This window comes from Methylobacterium nodulans ORS 2060, from assembly GCF_000022085.1.
GTDB lineage: Bacteria > Pseudomonadota > Alphaproteobacteria > Rhizobiales > Beijerinckiaceae > Methylobacterium > Methylobacterium nodulans.
The window spans coordinates 4,799,619-4,818,588 of sequence record NC_011894.1; the positions used below are offsets into that span (position 1 = coordinate 4,799,619).

General features: G+C 70.8%; 21 protein-coding genes. 16 read left to right on the forward strand and 5 right to left on the reverse strand.

The window, feature by feature from the left end:
- Positions 1-140: 140 nt before the first annotated feature.
- The 3 genes from MNOD_RS22250 to MNOD_RS22260 form a co-directional block, all read right to left on the reverse strand.
- Positions 141-374, reverse strand: a complete 234-nt coding sequence (locus MNOD_RS22250) for a hypothetical protein (RefSeq protein ID WP_043749246.1) — start codon at positions 372-374, stop codon at positions 141-143.
- Positions 375-711: 337 nt separating this feature from the next.
- A complete protein-coding gene (olsB, locus tag MNOD_RS22255) occupies positions 712-1,710 on the reverse strand; it encodes a l-ornithine N(alpha)-acyltransferase (protein ID WP_015931220.1) in 999 nt (332 codons plus the stop codon).
- 193 nt (positions 1,711-1,903) lie between these two features.
- Positions 1,904-2,299, reverse strand: a complete 396-nt coding sequence (locus tag MNOD_RS22260) for a hypothetical protein (protein ID WP_015931221.1) — start codon at positions 2,297-2,299, stop codon at positions 1,904-1,906.
- A gap of 270 nt (positions 2,300-2,569) precedes the next feature.
- Between MNOD_RS22260 and rplU the strand changes: the two genes are divergently transcribed.
- From rplU to MNOD_RS22330, 14 genes are all read left to right on the forward strand, one after another.
- Positions 2,570-2,887 carry a 50S ribosomal protein L21 gene (gene rplU / locus MNOD_RS22265; protein WP_015931222.1) on the forward strand — a complete coding sequence of 106 codons (318 nt, stop codon included), beginning with the start codon at positions 2,570-2,572 and terminating at the stop codon, positions 2,885-2,887.
- 46 nt (positions 2,888-2,933) lie between these two features.
- Positions 2,934-3,200 (forward strand): 50S ribosomal protein L27, encoded by a 267-nt coding sequence (gene rpmA, locus MNOD_RS22270; protein ID WP_015931223.1) that lies wholly within the window; start codon positions 2,934-2,936, stop codon positions 3,198-3,200.
- A gap of 194 nt (positions 3,201-3,394) precedes the next feature.
- Positions 3,395-4,036 (forward strand): GNAT family N-acetyltransferase, encoded by a 642-nt coding sequence (locus tag MNOD_RS22275; protein WP_015931224.1) that lies wholly within the window; start codon positions 3,395-3,397, stop codon positions 4,034-4,036.
- 170 nt (positions 4,037-4,206) lie between these two features.
- The gene (gene obgE / locus MNOD_RS22280) at positions 4,207-5,235 is read left to right on the forward strand and encodes a GTPase ObgE (protein WP_015931225.1); all 1,029 of its coding nucleotides are present in this window, start codon (positions 4,207-4,209) and stop codon (positions 5,233-5,235) included.
- A gap of 135 nt (positions 5,236-5,370) precedes the next feature.
- The gene (gene proB / locus MNOD_RS22285) at positions 5,371-6,492 is read left to right on the forward strand and encodes a glutamate 5-kinase (protein ID WP_015931226.1); all 1,122 of its coding nucleotides are present in this window, start codon (positions 5,371-5,373) and stop codon (positions 6,490-6,492) included.
- Between the two features lie 125 nt (positions 6,493-6,617).
- Positions 6,618-7,913 (forward strand): glutamate-5-semialdehyde dehydrogenase, encoded by a 1,296-nt coding sequence (locus tag MNOD_RS22290; protein ID WP_015931227.1) that lies wholly within the window; start codon positions 6,618-6,620, stop codon positions 7,911-7,913.
- A 173-nt stretch (positions 7,914-8,086) separates the two neighbouring features.
- Positions 8,087-8,716, forward strand: a complete 630-nt coding sequence (locus MNOD_RS22295) for a nicotinate-nucleotide adenylyltransferase (RefSeq protein WP_015931228.1) — start codon at positions 8,087-8,089, stop codon at positions 8,714-8,716.
- A 188-nt stretch (positions 8,717-8,904) separates the two neighbouring features.
- Positions 8,905-9,234 carry a ribosome silencing factor gene (gene rsfS / locus MNOD_RS22300; RefSeq protein WP_015931229.1) on the forward strand — a complete coding sequence of 110 codons (330 nt, stop codon included), beginning with the start codon at positions 8,905-8,907 and terminating at the stop codon, positions 9,232-9,234.
- Between the two features lie 31 nt (positions 9,235-9,265).
- A complete protein-coding gene (gene rlmH, locus MNOD_RS22305) occupies positions 9,266-9,754 on the forward strand; it encodes a 23S rRNA (pseudouridine(1915)-N(3))-methyltransferase RlmH (RefSeq protein ID WP_015931230.1) in 489 nt (162 codons plus the stop codon).
- Positions 9,751-11,073, forward strand: coding sequence for a murein hydrolase activator EnvC family protein (locus MNOD_RS22310; protein WP_015931231.1), 1,323 nt, complete (start codon positions 9,751-9,753; stop codon positions 11,071-11,073). The genes rlmH and MNOD_RS22310 overlap by 4 nt, the downstream gene beginning before the upstream one ends.
- The gene (locus MNOD_RS22315; RefSeq protein WP_015931232.1) at positions 11,073-12,395 is read left to right on the forward strand and encodes a S41 family peptidase; all 1,323 of its coding nucleotides are present in this window, start codon (positions 11,073-11,075) and stop codon (positions 12,393-12,395) included. The genes MNOD_RS22310 and MNOD_RS22315 overlap by 1 nt, the downstream gene beginning before the upstream one ends.
- Positions 12,396-12,596: 201 nt before the next feature.
- Positions 12,597-13,811 (forward strand): divergent polysaccharide deacetylase family protein, encoded by a 1,215-nt coding sequence (locus tag MNOD_RS22320; protein ID WP_015931233.1) that lies wholly within the window; start codon positions 12,597-12,599, stop codon positions 13,809-13,811.
- A gap of 81 nt (positions 13,812-13,892) precedes the next feature.
- On the forward strand, positions 13,893-14,441 hold the full coding sequence (locus MNOD_RS22325) for an RNA pyrophosphohydrolase (RefSeq protein ID WP_015931234.1): 549 nt from the start codon (positions 13,893-13,895) through the stop codon (positions 14,439-14,441).
- A gap of 45 nt (positions 14,442-14,486) precedes the next feature.
- Entirely contained in the window at positions 14,487-15,107 is a 621-nt protein-coding gene (locus MNOD_RS22330) for a DUF2939 domain-containing protein (RefSeq protein WP_015931235.1), read from the forward strand.
- A gap of 265 nt (positions 15,108-15,372) precedes the next feature.
- Here the strand turns inward: MNOD_RS22330 and MNOD_RS22335 are convergent, their stop codons facing one another.
- On the reverse strand, positions 15,373-16,881 hold the full coding sequence (locus MNOD_RS22335; RefSeq protein WP_015931236.1) for a carbohydrate porin: 1,509 nt from the start codon (positions 16,879-16,881) through the stop codon (positions 15,373-15,375).
- Positions 16,882-17,202: 321 nt separating this feature from the next.
- Between MNOD_RS22335 and MNOD_RS22340 the strand changes: the two genes are divergently transcribed.
- Complete coding sequence (locus tag MNOD_RS22340; protein WP_015931237.1) at positions 17,203-17,637, forward strand: Hsp20 family protein; 435 nt, start codon at positions 17,203-17,205, stop codon at positions 17,635-17,637.
- Between the two features lie 86 nt (positions 17,638-17,723).
- Positions 17,724-17,975: a BQ00720 family protein gene (locus tag MNOD_RS22345; protein ID WP_015931238.1), complete on the forward strand. Its 252-nt coding sequence runs from the start codon at positions 17,724-17,726 to the stop codon at positions 17,973-17,975.
- Between the two features lie 72 nt (positions 17,976-18,047).
- On the opposite strand, the gene MNOD_RS22350 is transcribed toward MNOD_RS22345, so the two are convergent.
- Positions 18,048-18,806, reverse strand: a complete 759-nt coding sequence (locus MNOD_RS22350; RefSeq protein ID WP_015931239.1) for an alpha/beta hydrolase — start codon at positions 18,804-18,806, stop codon at positions 18,048-18,050.
- Between the last annotated feature and the right edge of the window lie 164 nt (positions 18,807-18,970).

Consider the following 18,970-nt stretch of genomic DNA (forward strand, 5'->3'; position numbering starts at 1 on the left):
CCTGCGACAGACCAAAAGCCTGAGCAGGCGAAGTGTTGGCGTGCCGATGCAAGCCTGCTGAGAGGCTGGCTGGAAGGCGGGGATGCCTCGCCGTCAGGGCGGATATTCGACCAAAGCTCCTCGTGCCCTCCCCGGGGGCGTCAGGGGGCGAGGCGCGCCTCCCCGCCGCTCTCCGGCGCCGGAACGATTCTCAGGAAGACACCGGGCGACCGGCGGCGGCGGTCGACCGGACGGAGCCGGCGCATGGCGACGTTGTCATTCGCGGGCAGCCCGTCGCACGGCATGTAGGCATCCAGCACGTCCACGGCGTAGAGGATCCGGCGGGGTACGCAGACCTCGCGGTGCTTGGTGCGACGTGGCCGGCGCCCGGACACGCGACTCCTCTCTCTCGATCGCTCGCTCATCTCGTTCGCCCTCGCCCTGTCTCGCCCGGTCAGCCGCCGGGCCCCAACGATCTAGACGCACGCTGCGATCCTCGGTCGTGCTTCGGCACACCCCATCGTGTTCGGGCGTCGAGGGCAATTGGGGAGAAATGCGGGGTTTGCGCGAAGCAACCGCCCGCCTTCGGCCGGCCCACAGGATGCCGCCGGGCGAGCGTTCCGCCGGGACGGCGCGGCAGGGTCTCGCGATCGTGGACGTGTCCCGGGCCTGCGGAGCGGCCCGATCCGAGATCGCGACGGGCCGCCCGCGGCGAGGGCGTGGCGGGCCGCGTCAGGCGGCGTGGCGCTCCGCCCCCGCCCCGAAATGCCCGATATAGCGGGGCGCGATCGCCGCGACCGGCAACACCACGAACACGTCCGTGGTGCCGAACTGCCGGTCCACCACGGCGCCGTCGCCGAAGGTGGCGCCGAGCCGGAGATAGCCCTTGATCAGCGGCGGCAGGGCCTGGAGGGCCGCCTTCGGGTCCACCGCCTCGCGGCTGAGGCGGTCCATCGCCACGTGGCGCTCCGGCAGGGCGCGGGCGCGCCAGCGCTCGGGCGCCCGGGCGAAGTGATGCAGGAAGCTCAGGGGCAGGGCGAGCCGGTCCGGATCGGTGCCATCGAGGCTGGCGCAGCCCAGCATCGCGTCGATCCGGTGGTGGAGCACGTAGGTCCAGATCCCGTGCCAGAGGAGCTCGACCGTGCGCTTGGTGCGATAGGGCTTGAGCACGCAGGAACGGCCGAGTTCCAGGAAGCGCAGGTCCCGGTTCGCCTCGAGGACGGGCGCGATGTCGAATTCGCCGGCGGTGTAGAAGCCGAAATGCCGGTCCGCCTGGTCCTGGCGCAGCAACCGGTAGGTGCCGACGACCTTCGGGCGGGGCTTGCGGAAGGGCTTCGCCTCCGTCGCCGCGTGATCGATGACGAGGAGATGGTCGCAGACCGCGTCGTACTCGTCGATGTCGCGCCGCTTGAGCGCGGCGAGCCCGGAGGGCACCGCCGACATCTCCTCGTAGAAGACCCGGTAGCGCAGGCGCTGGGCCCGCCGGATGTCCTTCGGCCTTGTGGCCAGTCGCACCTCCAGCGAGCCGATCCGGCCGAGCACGGGGTCGAGACCGTGGGTCGGACGCCGCATGAGGGGCGGAAACAGCCGCGCCGGGGCGACGACGCCCCGCAGGTCGATGCCGGGCCGCGCCTCCCCCGAGCCGGCGCGCTGCATCAGGCGCGCGAAGGGCGTCGGAACCCGGGCATCGCGCCCGGCCGGAAGCGGGCCGCGGGAGAGGAACGGAGCCATGGTCGTGAATTCCCGTGCGGCCCCTGCTCGCGCGCCTGACCGGAGCGCCCTGCCGCCTTGGCGGGAGACAACAGCACGAAGCGCGCACGGTTTTGTGACACAGGAAAGCAAGCCCGATCAATACCTTGTATCGGGCTTGGCAGGACCCCGCAGGGCGGCGCGGCGCCGTCTTGCGTCCTTAGCCGCCGAAGGATCAGATGAACTGGCTCAGACCCGGGATCGAACCGACGATCGGGCCGATGGCGTCCTCGCCGGCCTTCTCGCGGCCATAGGCGAAGATCTCCCGGCCGAGGGGCTGCATCTGGCCCATCGACACGCCCGTCGCCATGAGCTTCTGGCCGAGCGCCATGACGCCGCCGCCCATCATGCCGCCCAGCATCCCCATCAGGCTGCCGCCGGCCTCGCCGGGCCCGCCGTCGCCCGCCTGCGCCACGACCCCCGCGGCTCCGGGGATCGCCGCGATGAGGTGGTCCACCTCCGCGGTCGGCCCTTCCTTCTGCAGGAAGGCCAGGATGAGCCCGATCGCCTTCTGGGCCGTGGTCGCGTCCAAACCCGTGGCCTGCGTCACCCGGGCAACAAGCTCTTCCATCGTGGTCTCCTGATCCGGACAACCGGTCTTCGGCGATGCGCCGCGTGAAATCAACCGGAGGCGGGAAGGCCCGCCGGGCGGGCCGAAGCCGCCTCCGCGGCATTGACACGGAGCGGGCTGCGCGGCTAGTGAACCATTCTTGGCGCGCGGACCGGACGGTCCGCGCGCCGTCGCGTTCGCGGCAACCCATCGGGCGGCCCGGGCGTCAACTGCCAAGAAGACGGTGCCCGGCCTCGCGCCGGAGCCCGGATGGAACACGAGACCAGAACGATGTTCGCAGTCATCAAGACCGGCGGCAAGCAGTACCGCGTCGCCGCCAACGACGTCATCACGATCGCCAAGCTCGAGGGCGAGGCCGGCACGGCGGTGACCTTCGGCGAGGTGCTCCTCTACGCCGATGGCGAGGGGGCCACGCAGGTGGGCGCGCCGACTGTGTCCGGCATCAGCGTGGCGGGCGAGATCGTCGCGCAGAAGCGCGGCCCGAAGATCATCGCCTTCAAGAAGCGCCGCCGGCAGAATTCGCGCCGCAAGCGCGGCCATCGCCAGGATTTCACCGTGGTGCGCGTCACGGGAATCAGCGCCGCCTGAGCAAGGCCGGCCGCAGATCCCTTAGGAAGATTCAGGAGTTAGCCCGATGGCTCACAAGAAAGCAGGCGGCTCGTCCCGCAACGGCCGCGATTCCGACGGCCGCCGTCTCGGCGTGAAGAAGTTCGGCAACGAGGCCGTGATCGCCGGCAACATCATCGTGCGTCAGCGCGGCACGCGCTGGCATCCCGGCGCCAATGTCGGGATGGGCCGCGACCACACCCTGTTTGCGCTCACGGCCGGCCGCGTCCAGTTCGCGAAGAAACACGGCCGAGCTTACGTAACGGTCGTTCCGGCCCAAGCGGCCGCAGAGTAAGCCGACGGAGCCAGTGACGAAGGAGCTCCGCCGGTGTTCCCCACACCGACCCGGCGGATCCGAAGTCCTGGCCCTGAAACGGCCGAGCTCCGATCGAGACCCGGGGGGAGGGTGGGGCACCACCTTCCCCTTTGTCGTTCTCGTGGCCGCGCGAGGGCGGTTTTAGCCCTTCCCGGTCGGATCGGAGTCAGCCGATGTTCCCCGACCTCACCCGCGACGACGTTTTCCGGCTTGAGACCCGCAGGCTCTGGCTGCGCTGGCCCCGCCAAGCCGATGCGCAGGCCATCGTACGCCTCGCCGGGGAGAAAGCCGTCGCCGAGATGACCGCGCGGATTCCGCATCCGCTCGATCCCCGTGAGGCCGATGCGTTCGTCCTGCAGGCGCGGCGCGACAATGCTGAGGGGAAGGCGCTCACCATGGCGATCACGCCCCGGCGCCAGCCGCAGACGCTGATCGGCGTGGTCGGGATCGAGCCCGACCACGAGCAGGACGGCCCGCATCTCGGCTACTGGCTCGGCGCGCCGCATTGGGGGCAGGGCCTCGCCACCGAAGCAGCGCGGGCGATGATCGATGCCTTCTTCGCCTATACGGAGGGGGCGGCGCTCACCTCGTCGGCCCGGGTCGTCAACCCGGCCTCGCGGCGGGTGCTGGAGAAGTGCGGCTTCGCTGCGGTCGGGTCGGGCCTGCGGTCTTTCCCGGCCCGGGGCGGCCTCTTCCCGGTCGATCATTTCCGCCTCGACCGGCGCGCCTGGGACAGCCTGAAGACGTGGCACGCCGCGGGCCTCGTCTTCGGCCGCCACACATCCTCGGGCGAGAGCCTGGGCCCGGGCGCCTGACGATCCTGGCCGGAGGGGCACGCCCTCCGGCCATCCCGCGTTGACGCCTAAGAGAGACGAAGCGTTGGCAGGCCAACGCTTCGTCTCTCTTAGGTTTTTGATGTGTCGCAGGTTTTTGTCGGAAAACCGCAAGGCACTTTTCTAAAAACCTGCTTAGGGAGGTCCGTGCCGTGAAGTTCCTCGACGAAGCCAAGGTCTACATCCGCTCCGGCGATGGCGGGGCCGGCTGCGTGTCGTTCCGGCGCGAGAAGTTCATCGAGTTCGGCGGGCCGGATGGCGGCGACGGCGGCCGCGGCGGCGACGTCTGGGCCGAATGCGTGGAGGGTCTCAACACCCTCATCGACTACCGCTATCAGCAGCACTTCAAGGCGAAGAAGGGCGAGCACGGCTCGGGCCGCAACCGGGCCGGCGCCAAGGGGGCGGATGTGGTGCTGAAGGTCCCGGCCGGCACGGAGATCCTGGCCGAGGACCGCGAGACCCAGATCGCCGACCTGACGCAGGTCGGCCAGCGCGTGCTGCTGGCTCGCGGCGGCAATGGCGGCTTCGGCAACGCCTATTTCACCACCTCGACGAACCGCGCCCCGCGCCATGCCAATCCCGGCCAGGAGGGCCGGGAGCACTGGCTGTGGCTGCGCCTCAAGCTGATCGCCGATGCGGGCCTCGTCGGCCTGCCGAATGCTGGCAAGTCCACCTTCCTGGCGACCGTGACGGCCGCCAAGCCCAAGATCGCCGATTATCCCTTCACCACGCTGCATCCGGGGCTCGGCGTGGTGCGGGTCGATGCCCGCGAATTCGTGCTCGCCGACATTCCGGGCCTGATCGAGGGCGCCCACGAGGGCGTCGGGCTCGGAGACCGGTTCCTGGCCCATGTCGAGCGCTGCCGCGTGCTGCTCCACCTCGTCGACGGCACCAGCGAAGATGCGGGGGCCGCCTACCAACTGGTGCGAACGGAACTCGACGCCTATGGGCACGGCCTGGCGGAGAAGCCGGAGATCGTCGCGCTGTCGAAGGCCGACATCCTCGATCCCGAGACGCTGGCCGCGCAGGTCGCCCGCCTGGAGGAGGCTGCCGGGCGTCCGCCGCTCGTCCTCTCCGCCGCGACCCGCCAGGGCGTGCCGGAGGCGCTCCGGGCCCTGATGGCGGCGATGGATGCGGCCAGCGCCGAGGAGGCGAAGCCCGCAGAGGCCTGGCAGCCCTGAGGCCGGCGCGACCCGCGCCTCGATCGTCACCGCCGAGATCTTCCCACGACGCCGAGGCATCCGGCGTCGGCGGGGCTGTCCCGACGGCCCGTCTCCGGCTATGCGGTTAAGCCTCATCCCGCTTCGGCCATCCCGATGACACCCGCCCTCGATCAGTTCCGCCGCGTCGTCCTCAAGGTCGGATCCGCGCTCCTCGTCGACCGCGCCAGGGGACGGCTGCGCCATGCCTGGCTCGCGGCCCTCGCCGAGGACATCGCGGATCTGCACGGGCGCGGCGTCGATGTGCTGGTCGTGTCCTCCGGCTCGATCGCGCTCGGCCGCACGGTGCTGGGCTTTTCCGCGGGGCCGCTGCGCCTTGAGGAGAGCCAGGCGGCGGCGGCCGTGGGGCAGATCGCGCTCGCCCGCTACTGGTCGGAGGCGCTCGCGCATCACGGCATCGCGGCCGGGCAGATCCTGGTGACGCCCAAGGACACCGAGGAGCGGCGGCGCTACCTCAATGCCCGCGCGACCACCCTCAAGCTCCTGGAGGTCCGCGCCGTCCCGGTCGTCAACGAGAACGATACGGTCGCGACCTCCGAGATCCGGTACGGCGACAACGACCGGCTCGCCGCCCGCGTCGCCACCATGATCGGGGCCGACCTGCTGGTCCTGTTCTCCGACATCGACGGGCTCTACACCGCCCCGCCCGCGAGCGACCCGACCGCCCGCCACCTGCCCGTCATCGAGCGGATCACGCCCGAGATCGAGGCGATGGCCGGCGGGCCGGCCTCGGACCTGTCGCGCGGCGGCATGCGCACCAAGATCGAGGCGGGCAAGATCGCGACCGGCGGCGGCACCCACATGCTGATTGCGGACGGGCGGGGCAAGAACCCGCTGAAGGCGGTGGCGATGGGGGCCCGGGCCTCGTGGTTCCTGTCCGCCTCGACGCCCACCGCCGCCCGGAAGACCTGGATCGCCGGCTCGCTCGAGCCTCGCGGCAGCCTCGTGATCGACGCCGGCGCCGAGAGGGCACTGCAGGGCGGGGCGAGCCTGCTGCCGGTCGGCGTCGCGCGGATCGAGGGGGCTTTCGCGCGCGGCGACGCCGTGGTGATCCGCTCCCTCTCCGGCACGATCCTCGGGCGCGGCCTCGTCGCCTATGACAGCGACGACGCGACGCGGATCATCGGCCGCTCCAGCCGGGAGATCGAGGCGGTGCTGGGCTATCCCGGTCGCGCAGAGATGATCCACCGGGACGACATGGCTCTGGTCGGCGAATAGGCGCGGCTCTCTCTCTCTCTCTCTCTCTCTCTCTCTCTCTCTGCTTGTCGCTGATGGGGGCCGCATGGCATGGAGGACCGCGCCCGTGATCGGAGCCGCCTAAACGTTACGCAGGAACTTCGCCCGTGTCCGTGCTCACCCTGAAGGCCCGTGCCGGGGCCGACGACGTCGACGCCCTCATGCGGGAGATCGGCCGCCAGGCCCGGGCCGCCGCCCGCCGCATGGCGCTCGTTTCAGGCCAGCAGAAGGACAGGGGTCTGCGCGCCGCCGCCGCCGCCATCCGCGCCGCGGCCCCGGCGATCCTGGAGGCGAACCGCGCCGACCTGACCGAGGCCCGCGCCAAGGACCTGCCCGCCGCCACCCTCGACCGGCTCGAACTCACCCCCGCCCGCGTGGAGGCCATCGCGGCCGCCGTCGAGGCGATCGCCGGCCTGCCCGATCCGGTCGGGCGTCGGCTCGCCGCCTTCGAGCGTCCGAACGGCCTTTCCATCGAGCGCATCGCGACGCCGCTCGGCGTCGTCGGCGTGATCTTCGAGAGCCGGCCCAACGTCACCGCCGATGCGGGCGCGCTCTGCCTCAAGGCCGGCAATGCCGCGGTGCTGCGGGCGGGCTCCGAGAGCCTGCGCAGCGCCGCCGCCATCGCCGCCGCCATGACGGAGGGCCTCGTCGCCGAGGGTCTGCCGGCGGACGCGATCCAGCTCGTGCCCACCCGCGACCGCGCCGCGGTCGGCGCCATGCTGAGCGGCCTCGACGGCTGCATCGACGTGATCGTGCCCCGCGGCGGCAAGAACCTGGTGGCCCGGGTCCAGAACGAGGCCAAGGTGCCGGTCTTCGCGCATCTCGAAGGGATCTGCCATGTCTTCGTGCATGCGGCGGCCGACCTCGCCATGGCCCGCACCATCGTGCGCAACAGCAAGCTGCGCCGCACCGGCATCTGCGGGGCCGCCGAGACGCTTCTCGTCGACCGGGCCTGCGCGTCCACGCACCTCGCTCCCCTCGTCCTCGACCTCCTGGAGGCGGGCTGCGCCGTCCGGGGTGACGAGGCGACGCGGGCGGTCGATCCGCGCGTGACCCCGGCGAGCGAGGCCGACTGGCGGACCGAGTATCTCGACGCGGTCATCGCGGTGCGGGTGGTCGAGGGGCTCGACGCCGCCATCGACCACATCGAGACCTTCGGCTCGCACCACACCGACGCCATCGTCACGCACGACACAGGCGCCGCCGAGCGCTTCCTGGCCGAGGTCGATTCGGCGATCGTGGTGCACAATGCCTCGACGCAGTTCGCGGACGGGGGCGAGTTCGGCTTCGGGGCCGAGATCGGCATCGCCACCGGGCGGATGCATGCCCGCGGCCCGGTCGGCGTCGAGCAGCTCACCACCTTCAAGTATCGCGTGCACGGCTCCGGCCAGATCCGGCCTTAGAGCATCGTGCCGAAAAGTGGATGCCGGTTTTCGGCGAAAGACGATGCGAAAACAAAGAGATACAGCATCGTGCCGAAAAGTGGATGCCGGTTTTCGGCGAAAAACGATGCGAAAACAAAGAGATACAGCAACAGACCTGATCCCCGAATCAGGTCCGATGCTGTAAGCCCGCGGTGATCGTCCGCCTGCCGCCGAGCGCGCCGGGTCTGCGGGTCGGCCTCTACGGCGGCTCGTTCAACCCGGCCCATGCCGGTCACCTGCATGTCAGCCGGCTGGCCCTGCGCCGCCTCGCCCTCGACCGGGTGTGGTGGATGGTGAGCCCCGGCAACCCGCTGAAGGACCGCCGCATCCTGGCGCCGCTCGCGGAGCGCGTCGCCGGAGCGGAGGCGATCGCCCGCGACCCGCGCATCGCCGTGACCGCGTTCGAGACGGCGATCGGGGCCCGTTACACCCGCGAGTCGCTGGAGTGGCTGGTCCGGCACCGGCCGGACCTGCGCTTCGTCTGGATCATGGGCGCCGACAGCCTCGCGAGCTTCCACCGCTGGCAGGGCTGGCGCGCGATCGCCCGGATGATGCCGATCGCCGTGATCGACCGACCCGGCTTCACGCTGAGGGCGACCGCGGCGCCGGCGGGCCGGGCGCTGGACCGCTTCCGCCTCGACGAGCGCCATGCGGCGCGTCTCGTGCGGGCGGCCCCGCCCGCCTGGGTCTTCCTGCACGGGCCGCGCTCCGATCTGTCCTCGACCGCCCTGCGCGGTGCCGGCCCGTCGATCCCCGGCCAAGGCGATCCCCGGCCAAGATGACGGTCCGCGGCGTCACCGTATTGAAAGCGGGGGGCACAGCCCCTTATCTTGAAGTCCTGGCGCCGCAGGGCGCGCATCGACAGGGGTCGGCACTGAATCAACCGTCTTCCCACGAGGCTCACATCCACGAGCTTCCCGCTCGGCCCGAGGCGGCGGCGCCGCCGGCCGAGGATCTCATCGAGGCTCTCATGGGGATCGCCCGGCGCTGCCTTGAGGACATGAAGGCCGAGGACACGGTCGAGATCGACCTCGCCGGAAAGACCTCGATCGCCGATGCCATGATCATCACCTCCGGCCGCTCCCACCGGCATGTCGGCTCGATCGCCGACAAGCTGCTGCAGGAGCTGAAGGCTGCCGGCCACGGCAATGCCCGGGTCGAGGGCCTGCCGGCCTGCGACTGGGTGCTGATCGACGCCGGGGACCTTCTGGTCCACATCTTCCGGCCCGAGGTGCGCCACTTCTACAATCTCGAGAAGATGTGGGGCGCCGACCGGCCGGGTGATCGCCTCGCCGGCTGACGAACCCATCCTGGATAAGGGGAGGGGCCCGGTGCGGCTCGCCCTCGTTGCCGTCGGCCGGCTGAAGCGCGGGCCGGAACGGGAGCTCGTGGAGACCTACAGGGAGCGGGCCGATGCGCTCGCGCGCGGCCTGGGCTTCTCCGCCGTGCAGGTGACGGAACTCGCCGAGAGCCGCGCCCGCCGAGCACCCGACCGCTGCGCCGAGGAAGGGGCGGCGATCCTTGATGCGGTGCCACCCGGAAGCGCGCTCGTCGTGATGGACGAGGGCGGCCGTCCGGTGACGAGCCTCGCGCTCGCCGAGCAGGTCGGCGCCTGGCGGGACGGCGGCCGTCCCGGCCTTGCGATCGTGATCGGCGGTGCCGACGGCCTGTGCGAGAGCGTGAAGCGCCGCGCCGACCTGCTGTTCGCCTTCGGGGCCGCGACCCTGCCGCACGGGCTCGTTCGGGTGCTGGTCCTGGAGCAGCTCTACCGCGTCATGACCATCCTCGCCGGCCATCCCTACCACCGCGGCGCGCCGTGACTCGTCTCGTCGTCCTGTTCGCCCTGCTGGTCGCCGCGGGGGCCGCCGCCGCGCAGGAGCGTGCGCCGGCCAAGCCCGACTCCGTCGCGGCCGAATCCGTCAAGCCCGACCCCGTCGAGCAGGCCCGGATCGAGAAGGAGCAGCGCGCCGAGAGCCTGAAGGCCCTCGAGGCGGCGCTCGCCGCGAGCGCCGCGACCCGCGACCGCCTGGAGAAGGAGGTGGAGGAGCTGAAGGGCGACCGCGCCCGCCTCAACCAAGCCCTCCTGGACGGGACCCGCAAGGCGCAGGAAGCGGAGGATCGCATCGCCGCCCTGGAGACCCGGCTCCAGACGCTCACCGCCAGCGAAGCCGCGATCCGGCGCTCCCTCCAGGCGCGCCGGGGCGTCATCGCCGAGGTGCTCGCCGCCCTCCAGCGGATGGGCCGGCGTCCGCCCCCCGCCGTGCTGGTGCAGCCGGAGGACGTGCTGGCGGCGATCCGCACCTCGATGCTGCTCGGCGCGGTGGTTCCCGAACTCCAGGGCGAGGCCGAGACCTTGGCCGGCGATCTCGCCGAACTCGAACGCCTGCGCGGCCTCATCGCGGCCGACCGGGAGACCCTGCGCAAGGACCTCGCCGGATGGGCCGGCGAGCAGCAGCGGCTCACCGCGCTCATTGCCGCCCGCCAGACCCGCCTCGGCGAGGCGGAAACGGGGCTCGCGGGCGAGCGCGAGCGGGCGGGCGGCCTCGCCACCCAGGCCCGCAGCCTGAAGGACCTCGTCGACAAGCTCGACAGCGAGATCACGGCGGCGCGCCGCGCCGCCGAGGCCGAGAGCCGCGAGACCCGCGAGCGCTTCGCCGCCGCGGCCCTGCGCGATCCGGCCCGCCTGGCACCGAAGATGCCTTTCGCCCAGGTGCGGGGCTCGCTCCCGCGGCCGGCGAGCGGAGAGGTGATCCGGGCGTTCGGGGTGGCCGACGGCAATGGCGGAACCACCCGCGGCATTTCGCTCGCGACGCGCCCAAAGGCCGTCGTGTCCTCTCCGGCGGATGGCTGGGTGGCCTATGCGGGGCCTTTCCGCAGCTATGGACGTCTCTTGATCATCAACGCCGGCGACGGCTACTATCTCCTTCTGGCGGGCATGGATCAGATCAACGTGGACGTCGGTCAGTTCGTGCTTGCCGGAGAGCCGGTCGCCGCGATGGGGGACACGGGCTTGGCGCCTTCGGCGGGAGCCGGCGGGCGGAATGATCCCGTCCTATACGTCGAGTTCAGAAAAGACGGTGGCTCCATCGACCCGGAGCCGTGGTGGGCCAAGGCGGCAAGCGAGAAGGTTCGCGGATAATGCGCAAAGTTTCCCTCGTCCTGTTCGGTGCGATTCTGGGCGCCGGGACCGCCACGGTGGCGACCCAGACCCACTTGCTCTCGGGTACGAGCGCGGTGGCGGCCTCCGCCGAGACCTATCGTCAGCTGAGCCTGTTCGGCGACGTGTTCGAAAAGATCCGGACCGACTACGTCGAGAAGCCGGACGAGGCAAAGCTGATCGAGGCGGCCGTGAACGGCATGCTGACCTCGCTCGATCCGCATTCGAGCTATATGGACGCCAAGAGCTTCCGCGACATGCAGGTGCAGACCCGCGGCGAATTCGGGGGCCTCGGCATCGAGGTGACCATGGAGGACGGCCTGATCAAGGTCGTCACCCCGATCGACGACACGCCGGCCGCCCGCGCGGGTCTTCTCGCCAACGACATCATCACCCAGATCGACAACGAGCAGGTCCAGGGCCTGACCCTGAACCAGGCCGTCGACAAGATGCGCGGTCCGGTCAACTCGCCGGTGAAGCTCAAGATCACCCGCAAGGAGGCCAAGGAGCCGCTGGAGATCACGCTCAACCGCGACCTGATCCGCATCAAGCCGGTGCGCTCGCGGGTCGAGGGCGGCGATATCGGCTATATCCGGCTGACGCAATTCAACGAGCAGACCTTCGATGGCCTGAAGGCGGCGATCGAGAAGCTCACGAACGACCTGCCCGGCGACAAGCTCAAGGGCTACGTCCTCGATCTGCGCAACAACCCGGGCGGCCTGCTCGACCAGGCCGTGATGGTGTCCGACGCGTTCCTGGATCGGGGCGAGATCGTCTCGACCCGCGGCCGCAACCCGGACGAGACGCAGCGCTTCTCCGCCAAGTCCGGCGACCTCACCAAGGGCAAGCCGGTGGTGGTCCTGGTGAATGGCGGCTCGGCCTCGGCCTCGGAGATCGTGGCCGGCGCCCTGCAGGACCATAAGCGTGCCCTCGTCCTCGGCACGCGCTCCTTCGGCAAGGGCTCGGTGCAGTCGATCATCCCGCTTGGCGGCAATGGCGCACTTCGGCTCACCACGGCGCGCTACTACACGCCGTCCGGCCGCTCGATCCAGGCCAAGGGCATCGAGCCGGACCAGGAGGTGCTGCAGGAGGTGCCCGACGACCTGAAGGGCAAGGACGAGACCAAGGGCGAGGCCGGCCTGAAGGGCCACCTCAAGCAGAAGGACCAGGAGGAGCGCGGCGGCTCATCGGCCTATGTCCCGCCGGATCCGGCCAAGGACAAGCAGCTCATCGCCGCCGTCGACCTGCTGCACGGCGTGCAGAAGGGCGCCGCCAACACGGCAAAGACCGGCGTCCCGAACTGATGCCGCGGCCCTTCGGTGGGCCGCCGTTAAACAGGCATTAACCATGAGGGCCCGCAATGGCGGTCGGACGGCCGTCGCTGCGGGCCTTTTCGTTCGGCGCGGTCGCCAGAGCGGCCTTCGTTCAGGCAAGAGCGGAATCTGCTCTAGACCTTTGAAGTTGCTGCATTGTCTGCGACGAACCAGGACCCCCTTCGTCGGAGGATGCTCCAGGCCGGATCCGACGCCGTGACCCTCGCGAACGACGTGCTCTCCCGTCCACTCGGGATACGCAACGAGGCGCCTTCCCGCCTCGCGCGCTGGCGCGCCGCCATTCCGGTGCGCCCCATCCTGGCCGCCGGCTCCAGTGTCCTCGTCGGGGCGCTCGCCTGTCTGATCGCCTTCACGGAGGATCCGCTCGGAGGCGAGCCTCACGCCGTCGTGACGATCACCCTGCGCGAGCCCGTCGCGCCCGCACCGGAACCCACGCTCGCCCCCGCCGCCCCGGACGGGAGCCGCTCGGCCGGGGAGGTGGAGCGTGCCTCCGGCGTCGCGGTCACGCGCCCGGAGGGAGCCGCCGTCCCCGACGCGGTGGTGATCCGGGTGCCCGATCCGGCCGAGCTGAGCCTTGCCCCGGCGCCCGATCCGCGCCTCGTCGAGAAGGGGCGCTACGGCGTCCTCCCGCGCATCGGCCCGGACGGGGCGCGCGCCCTCGACATCTATGCCCGCCCCGAGGCGACGAGCCTCCGCAGCGGCGCCGCGCCGGCCGGCCGGATCGCCCTCGTGGTGACCGGGCTCGGCATCGGGCAGACGGTGACCCAGGAGGCGGTGACCCGGCTCCCGCCCGCGGTGACGCTCGCCTTCGCGCCCTATGGCAGCGACATCGGCAAGGCGGCGACCCGCGCCCGCGAGGCCGGCCACGAGGTCCTGGTCCAGGCGCCGATGGAGCCCTTCGACTATCCGGACAACGACCCCGGTCCCCAGACGCTGCTGGCCGGGGCCAAGCCGGCGGAGAATACCGGTCGTCTGGCCTTCGTGCTCGCCCGGGTGCCCGGGGCGATCGGAGTCGTCAACTACATGGGAGCGCGCCTCACCGGCGAGGCCGCCTCTCTCGAACCGGTGCTGCGCGAGATCGGCGCCAGGGGCCTCGGCTTCCTTGACGACGGGTCCTCGCCGCGCTCGCTTGCCCTCGAGGTCGGGCGCCGCACCAGGACACCGGTGGCGCGGGCGGATGCGGTGGTCGACGCTCAGCCGCTGCCCGATGCCATCGACCGCGAACTCGCCCGTCTCGAGGAAACGGCCCGCCGCAAGGGCTTCGCCCTGGGGACCGCCATGGCGCTGCCCCTCACGGTCGAGCGCATCCTCCGCTGGAGCCGCGACCTCGAGGCCCGGGGCATCCTGCTCGTCCCCGCGAGCCACGCGCTGCGCACGCGCCGTTGACCGGCCGGACGCCTTGCCGGGCCGCGACTTCTCTCGCACAAACAATGCGGCACCGCTTAAACAGGCTCGATCGAGCACCCCATGGCAGATCACGACACCCGACCAGTCGGCTCCTCCCTGGCCGATCTTCCCTATCGTCCCTGCGTGGGCATCGCCCTCTTCAACCGCGACGGGCTGGTCTTCGCCGGTCGTCGGCGCGGGGAGGGGGCGCTCGCCGCGGAAACGGGAGCTCATGCCTGGCAGATGCCGCAGGGGGGGATCGATGCCGGCGAGACGCCGCGGGAGGCGGCCCTGCGCGAGCTCTACGAGGAGACGAACGTGCGCCCGGAGGCGGTGCGTTTCCTCGCGGAGGCGCCCGGCTGGTTCAGCTACGATCTCCCGACCTTCGCGGCGGGCCAGCCCTGGAAGGGGCGCTACCGGGGGCAGACGCAGAAATGGTTCGCCTTCGCCTTCGAGGGCGCAGACAGCGAGATCGACATCCACCGGCCGGGCGGGGGCGCCCACAAGGCGGAGTTCGAGGCGTGGCGCTGGGAGCCGCTGGCGAACTTGTCGGAGCTCATCATCCCGTTCAAGCGGCCGGTCTACGAGCAGGTGATCGCCGCCTTTGCCCCCTTCGCGCGCCACGCATGAAGTCCGGCCCCGTCCCGGCCTCCAGGGCTCTGGCGACCTGACATCATGCGGTGGTGGTGCCTGTTCCTCGGCCTCGTGCTGGCGTGGTTCGTCTACTCGCTCTCGCCCTATCTGGCGCTCTACCGGTTGAGCGAGGCCGTCCGGACGGGCGACGTTGCGGCTCTGTCGCAGCGGGTGAACTTCCGCACCTTACGCCTGTCGCTGAGCCGGCAGGCCACGGCCGCGGCCATGCAGGCGATCGAGGCCAGGCCCGACCTGTCGTCCCGCGACCGCCAGATCCTCACCGATGCGGTTGCGAGCCTGGTCGAGCCGGTGGTCGGAACCCTGGTGACGCCCGAGATGCTCGTCGACCTCATGGATGACGGCTGGCCACAGCGCCTCGGCGTCACGCGTCCGGAGGGCGGGGCGAGCCCGAAGGATCGTGGCCTCTCGGGACGCACCCTGTCCGAATTGTTCGCCCTCGCGCGGACGGCCGAGATGCGGGGCTTCCGGGGCGTCGTGTTCAGCTACCCGCCCGACCAGCCGCGCGAGAGACAGTACCGCCTGCGGCTGCGCCTGCGCGGCTTCACCTGGCGGGTCGTCGAACTCGATCTCCCGGCAGATCTTCGCGACCGGATCAGCCAGAAGCTGGTTCGTCTGCCGGGACGGACCGAGCCCCGCCCGTGACCCGGCTGGCCGCGGCCGGCGACGCCACCGAGCGCACCTTCCCGCATCCGAAGCCGCCGGAAAGCCCTAGAGGATGTCCGCCCGATGCATCCGGAGACGATCGAGGATCGTCTCGCCCGGCCTGCTGTCGCCCGCTCTCCCCCTGTCCCGGGTCGCATTCCGCTGCCGATCCAGTCGTGCAGGCCCGAACGGGCCCGCAAAGGGAGAGCGGGAAGGGGCGGAGACGCTGTGATCCGCTCTCCGAACCGATCGTCCGGAAACCGGATCAGTAGCGGATGGTGGAGCGGAGGCCGAGGATCGCGGCGTTCTTGATCCGTTGGCCGGTGGGGGAGCGCGGGTTCACCGCGTTGCCGCCCGGATGGAAGACGTACTGGAAATCGGGCTGCACCGTGATCCCGGGCGCGATCAGGGCCTGGTAGGTGACTTCGAGCTGCGCCTCGAAGTTGCGCACCGGCCGCGGCGCGCCCGTCGCCAGGATCGTGTCGAGGTCGAGCCCGCGGATCGACTGCGAGATGCGCGAATACGCCAGGCTGATGCCGACGGTGTCGTCCGAGCGGCCGGGCAGCAGGCCTTTGTAGGCGATGCCGGTATCGACGTAGAAATCCACCACGTTGCGGTCGCCGGGGGAACCGGAGACGCGGATGAAGGCGCTCGCCCCCTCGTCCTTCTTGTCGGGTTCGCGGAACAACGTCTGGTCGATGATCCCGTAGATGCCGCCATTGCCGCGGAAGCGGCGGGCGATGCCGGTGGTCGACGGATCCGCGAGCGAGCGGCCGGTCTGGTCGAAGCGCGGGCTGCCGAAGTGGCCGAAATGATACCAGCCGCCGAGCGTGATCGTGCCCGGCTCGTCGATCACCAGCCGTCCCCGGTGCTCGCTGTCGAGATTGTACGCATAGGCTGCCTCCGCGATGAGAAGCGGCGGATCGCTCACCCGGAAATTCGTGCCGGTGCGGTTGCGCCGCTGCGGATCCGGGTCGAGGCCCGGCTTGAACGGCCCGGCCGGATCGCCGTTGAAGAGGCCGACCTGGAGCGAGAAATTCTTGTTGGGCGTGTATTTGGCACGCACGGCAGGCGTCGCGAGCGGGTAGGCCGGCCCCCCGCTCGGCAGGTTCACGCCGGTGATGTCGGGAAAGCCATAGGTCGAGTTCACGAACAGGGTCGCCGTCTGGCTGACGATGAACTCGGTATCGGCGGCGATCTGCCCGATCTTGATACCGAGCTGGTCGTCGAAGAGCTTCTGCTCGATCCACAGCTCGTAGAGGCGCGATGACGGCAGGGCCTCGATGCCGCTGATCACGTCGAGATTGCCGATATAGTACCGGGACAGGCCGGTGCCGTGGATCTGGTAGAAATTGGTATGGAAGGTGGCGCCCTTCCAGCCCGCCAGCTGTTCCAGGTCGGCATCGACCTGCAGGTCGAGGCGCCCCTCGTAGATCGCGCCGCGCCGGATCCCCCCCGACAGGTTGCCGAGCACCTCGCCCACATAGGTCAGGCTGTACTCGATGCCGCGCTTGGCGAGGAAGCTGCGGATGCCGCCGGGATCCGCATAGGGGCCGAGGAGGCCCTGGATCGACGTGGTCACGTTGGCGGAGGGCTTGGACGAGGTCTCGGGCTGCGCCACGGCGGTCTGCGGGTCGCCGCCGGCGCCCTCCGGCGGCTGAGGCGAGAGCGCCATGGCCGGCGCCGCGACCGAGGTGGCGCCCTGGCCGTAGGCGATGCCGTGGTCGAAGGCGAGCGTGAGGATCAGGACCGGAAGCCAGGCTGGACGGCGCATCGGAACCCTCGACACCATGGAGCAGCCGGGCGAAGACGGACCTGCCGAGCGTTAGCCGAACCGTGGCGAGCCGGCCAGATCCGTGCCCACCGGGCGCGACGCGGCAGGCCGGGTTTCCCGCCGCGTTGCCGCGGGAACACGGTGTGCAGCCCGGCGAGATTTGGTAGGAGAGACTTGGCCATGGGACGGCCCGCGGCTCTTGATGGGCCGGCGGCCCGCTTCCATATCTGCAGCGCTGGCGGATGTCCGCCGGCAGCCTGAGCGCTGCATCCGCGGGCTCGAGTCTCGAAGTGCCTCGTCGCAGAAGGGCTTCGTTCGTCCATGTCGCGTCCCTCGCCCTTTGGGCATCCGTTCCTCCTCGGCTTCGATGAGATCGAGCAGGCGCTCGACCGTGTCGCCAAGGCTGCGAATGACGGCTATCCCCCGTACAACATCGAGCGGCTCGCCCGCACCGAGCGGCAGCCGGAGCGCCTGCGGATCACCCTGGCGGTGGCCGGGTTCACCCGCGAGCAGCTCGACGTCACGTTGGAGGAAAGCCAGCTGATCGTCCGCGGCCGGCAGACCGACGACAAGAGCCGGACCTTCCTGCATCGCGGCATCGCCGCGCGGCAGTTCCAGCGCGCCTTCCTGCTGGCCGATGGCATGGAGGTGCTGGGGGCCGATCTGTCGAACGGACTGCTCTCGATCGACCTTGCGCGCCCGGAGCCGGAGCGCATCGTGCGGCGGATCGACATCGCGACGCGCGAAACCGAATGAGGCTCACCACATTATTCCCTGATCGCCGGGCTGCTGCGGGGCCCGCTGCGACCAACCGCTCTGCCGCCTCGTAAAGGAGGGCGACCATGACCGACCGGAACCTGACCCTCGATCCCCAGGCACTCGCGGCTCTCGGCGAGGGTCACGTTGCCTATATCAAGCCGATGAGTTCGGAAGACGTGAAGCGCCTCTTCCCGCAGGCGCCCGACCTCTCGCCCGGCCTCAGCCTGTTCGCGCTCCTGTCCGCGAGCGGCGCGCCGATCCTGCTCACCGATAGCCGCGACGCGGCCATCGCCAATGCCTGGGCGCACGACCTTCAGGCCGTGAGCGTGCACTGACGGACGAGCCTCGCGGCATCGGGCCGGTCCCGCTCCCGCTGGGGAGGGGGCCGCGCCCCCTCGCCGGGCGCCTCAGGCGATCCCCTCCACCGCCGCGGTCAGCCGCGCCAGGTTCGCCGGATCCGAAAGCCGGTGATCGCCGTCCTTGACCAGCGTGAGTACCACGCCGTGAGCCGGCAACCTCTCGACGAGGCGCATCGCGTGCGGCCAGGGCACGTCGGGATCGGCCATCCCCTGCAGGATATGCACGGGGCAGCCCGGATCGATCGGGCCGTCGAGCAGGAGATGCTGCCGGCCGTCCTCGATCAGCGCCCGGGTGACCGGCGTCGGCTCGGGCGAATAAGCCGAATCGCGCAGCCATACGCCCTCCTGGGAGATCTGCCGGCGGATCGCCCCGGAGAACTGCGCCCACATCAGCGTCTCGGTGAAATCCGTCGCCGGGGCGATCAGGACGAGGCCCGCTGGCCGCAGCCGGCGCGCGGCGAGAAGCGCGATCCAGCCGCCCATCGAGGATCCGACCAGGACCGGCCGCTCGGCGGCATGCCGCCCGATCACCGCCTCGGCATCCTGAAGCCAGTCGGAGATGGTGAAATCGGCGAAGTTTCCGTCGGATTCGCCATGGCCGCCGTAATCGAAGCGCACGAAGGCGCGGCCCCGCGCCGCAGCCCAGGCATCGAGCGCCTCCGCCTTGGTGGCGCGCATGTCCGAGCGGAAGCCGCCGAGCCAGACCACGGGCGGTCCCTTGCCCTCGCGCACGAGCGTCGCGATGTGACGGGTCCGCCCGCCGCTCGCGACGGGCATGAGGGTGGCGGGGCGCGTCGACTGGTCCATCGTGGGGCAGGGTCTCCGGGGCCGAGCGTTTACAGATCGGAAATCCGATCGGGAGAAGGTCACGTCATGCTCGGCGTCACCGAATGTCTACACCAGGGAGCGCGCGGGGGCGCAACGGCCGCAGGCCGGGGGCCGGACCCTGTGGCTCTCCGAGCGAGGACCTG

Bases quoted from the DNA above. Each gene is read 5' to 3' on its own strand.
- olsB (WP_015931220.1), bottom strand. From the start codon at position 1,710: ATGGCTCCGTTCCTCTCCCGCGGCCCGCTTCCGGCCGGGCGCGATGCC.
- MNOD_RS22260 (WP_015931221.1), bottom strand. From the start codon at position 2,299: ATGGAAGAGCTTGTTGCCCGGGTGACGCAGGCCACGGGTTTGGACGCG.
- rplU (WP_015931222.1), top strand. From the start codon at position 2,570: ATGTTCGCAGTCATCAAGACCGGCGGCAAGCAGTACCGCGTCGCCGCC.
- rpmA (WP_015931223.1), top strand. From the start codon at position 2,934: ATGGCTCACAAGAAAGCAGGCGGCTCGTCCCGCAACGGCCGCGATTCC.
- MNOD_RS22275 (WP_015931224.1), top strand. From the start codon at position 3,395: ATGTTCCCCGACCTCACCCGCGACGACGTTTTCCGGCTTGAGACCCGC.
- proB (WP_015931226.1), top strand. From the start codon at position 5,371: ATGACACCCGCCCTCGATCAGTTCCGCCGCGTCGTCCTCAAGGTCGGA.
- rsfS (WP_015931229.1), top strand. From the start codon at position 8,905: ATGGGGATCGCCCGGCGCTGCCTTGAGGACATGAAGGCCGAGGACACG.
- MNOD_RS22315 (WP_015931232.1), top strand. From the start codon at position 11,073: ATGCGCAAAGTTTCCCTCGTCCTGTTCGGTGCGATTCTGGGCGCCGGG.
- MNOD_RS22320 (WP_015931233.1), top strand. From the start codon at position 12,597: ATGCTCCAGGCCGGATCCGACGCCGTGACCCTCGCGAACGACGTGCTC.
- MNOD_RS22325 (WP_015931234.1), top strand. From the start codon at position 13,893: ATGGCAGATCACGACACCCGACCAGTCGGCTCCTCCCTGGCCGATCTT.
- MNOD_RS22330 (WP_015931235.1), top strand. From the start codon at position 14,487: ATGCGGTGGTGGTGCCTGTTCCTCGGCCTCGTGCTGGCGTGGTTCGTC.
- MNOD_RS22335 (WP_015931236.1), bottom strand. From the start codon at position 16,881: ATGCGCCGTCCAGCCTGGCTTCCGGTCCTGATCCTCACGCTCGCCTTC.
- MNOD_RS22340 (WP_015931237.1), top strand. From the start codon at position 17,203: ATGTCGCGTCCCTCGCCCTTTGGGCATCCGTTCCTCCTCGGCTTCGAT.
- MNOD_RS22345 (WP_015931238.1), top strand. From the start codon at position 17,724: ATGACCGACCGGAACCTGACCCTCGATCCCCAGGCACTCGCGGCTCTC.
- MNOD_RS22350 (WP_015931239.1), bottom strand. From the start codon at position 18,806: ATGGACCAGTCGACGCGCCCCGCCACCCTCATGCCCGTCGCGAGCGGC.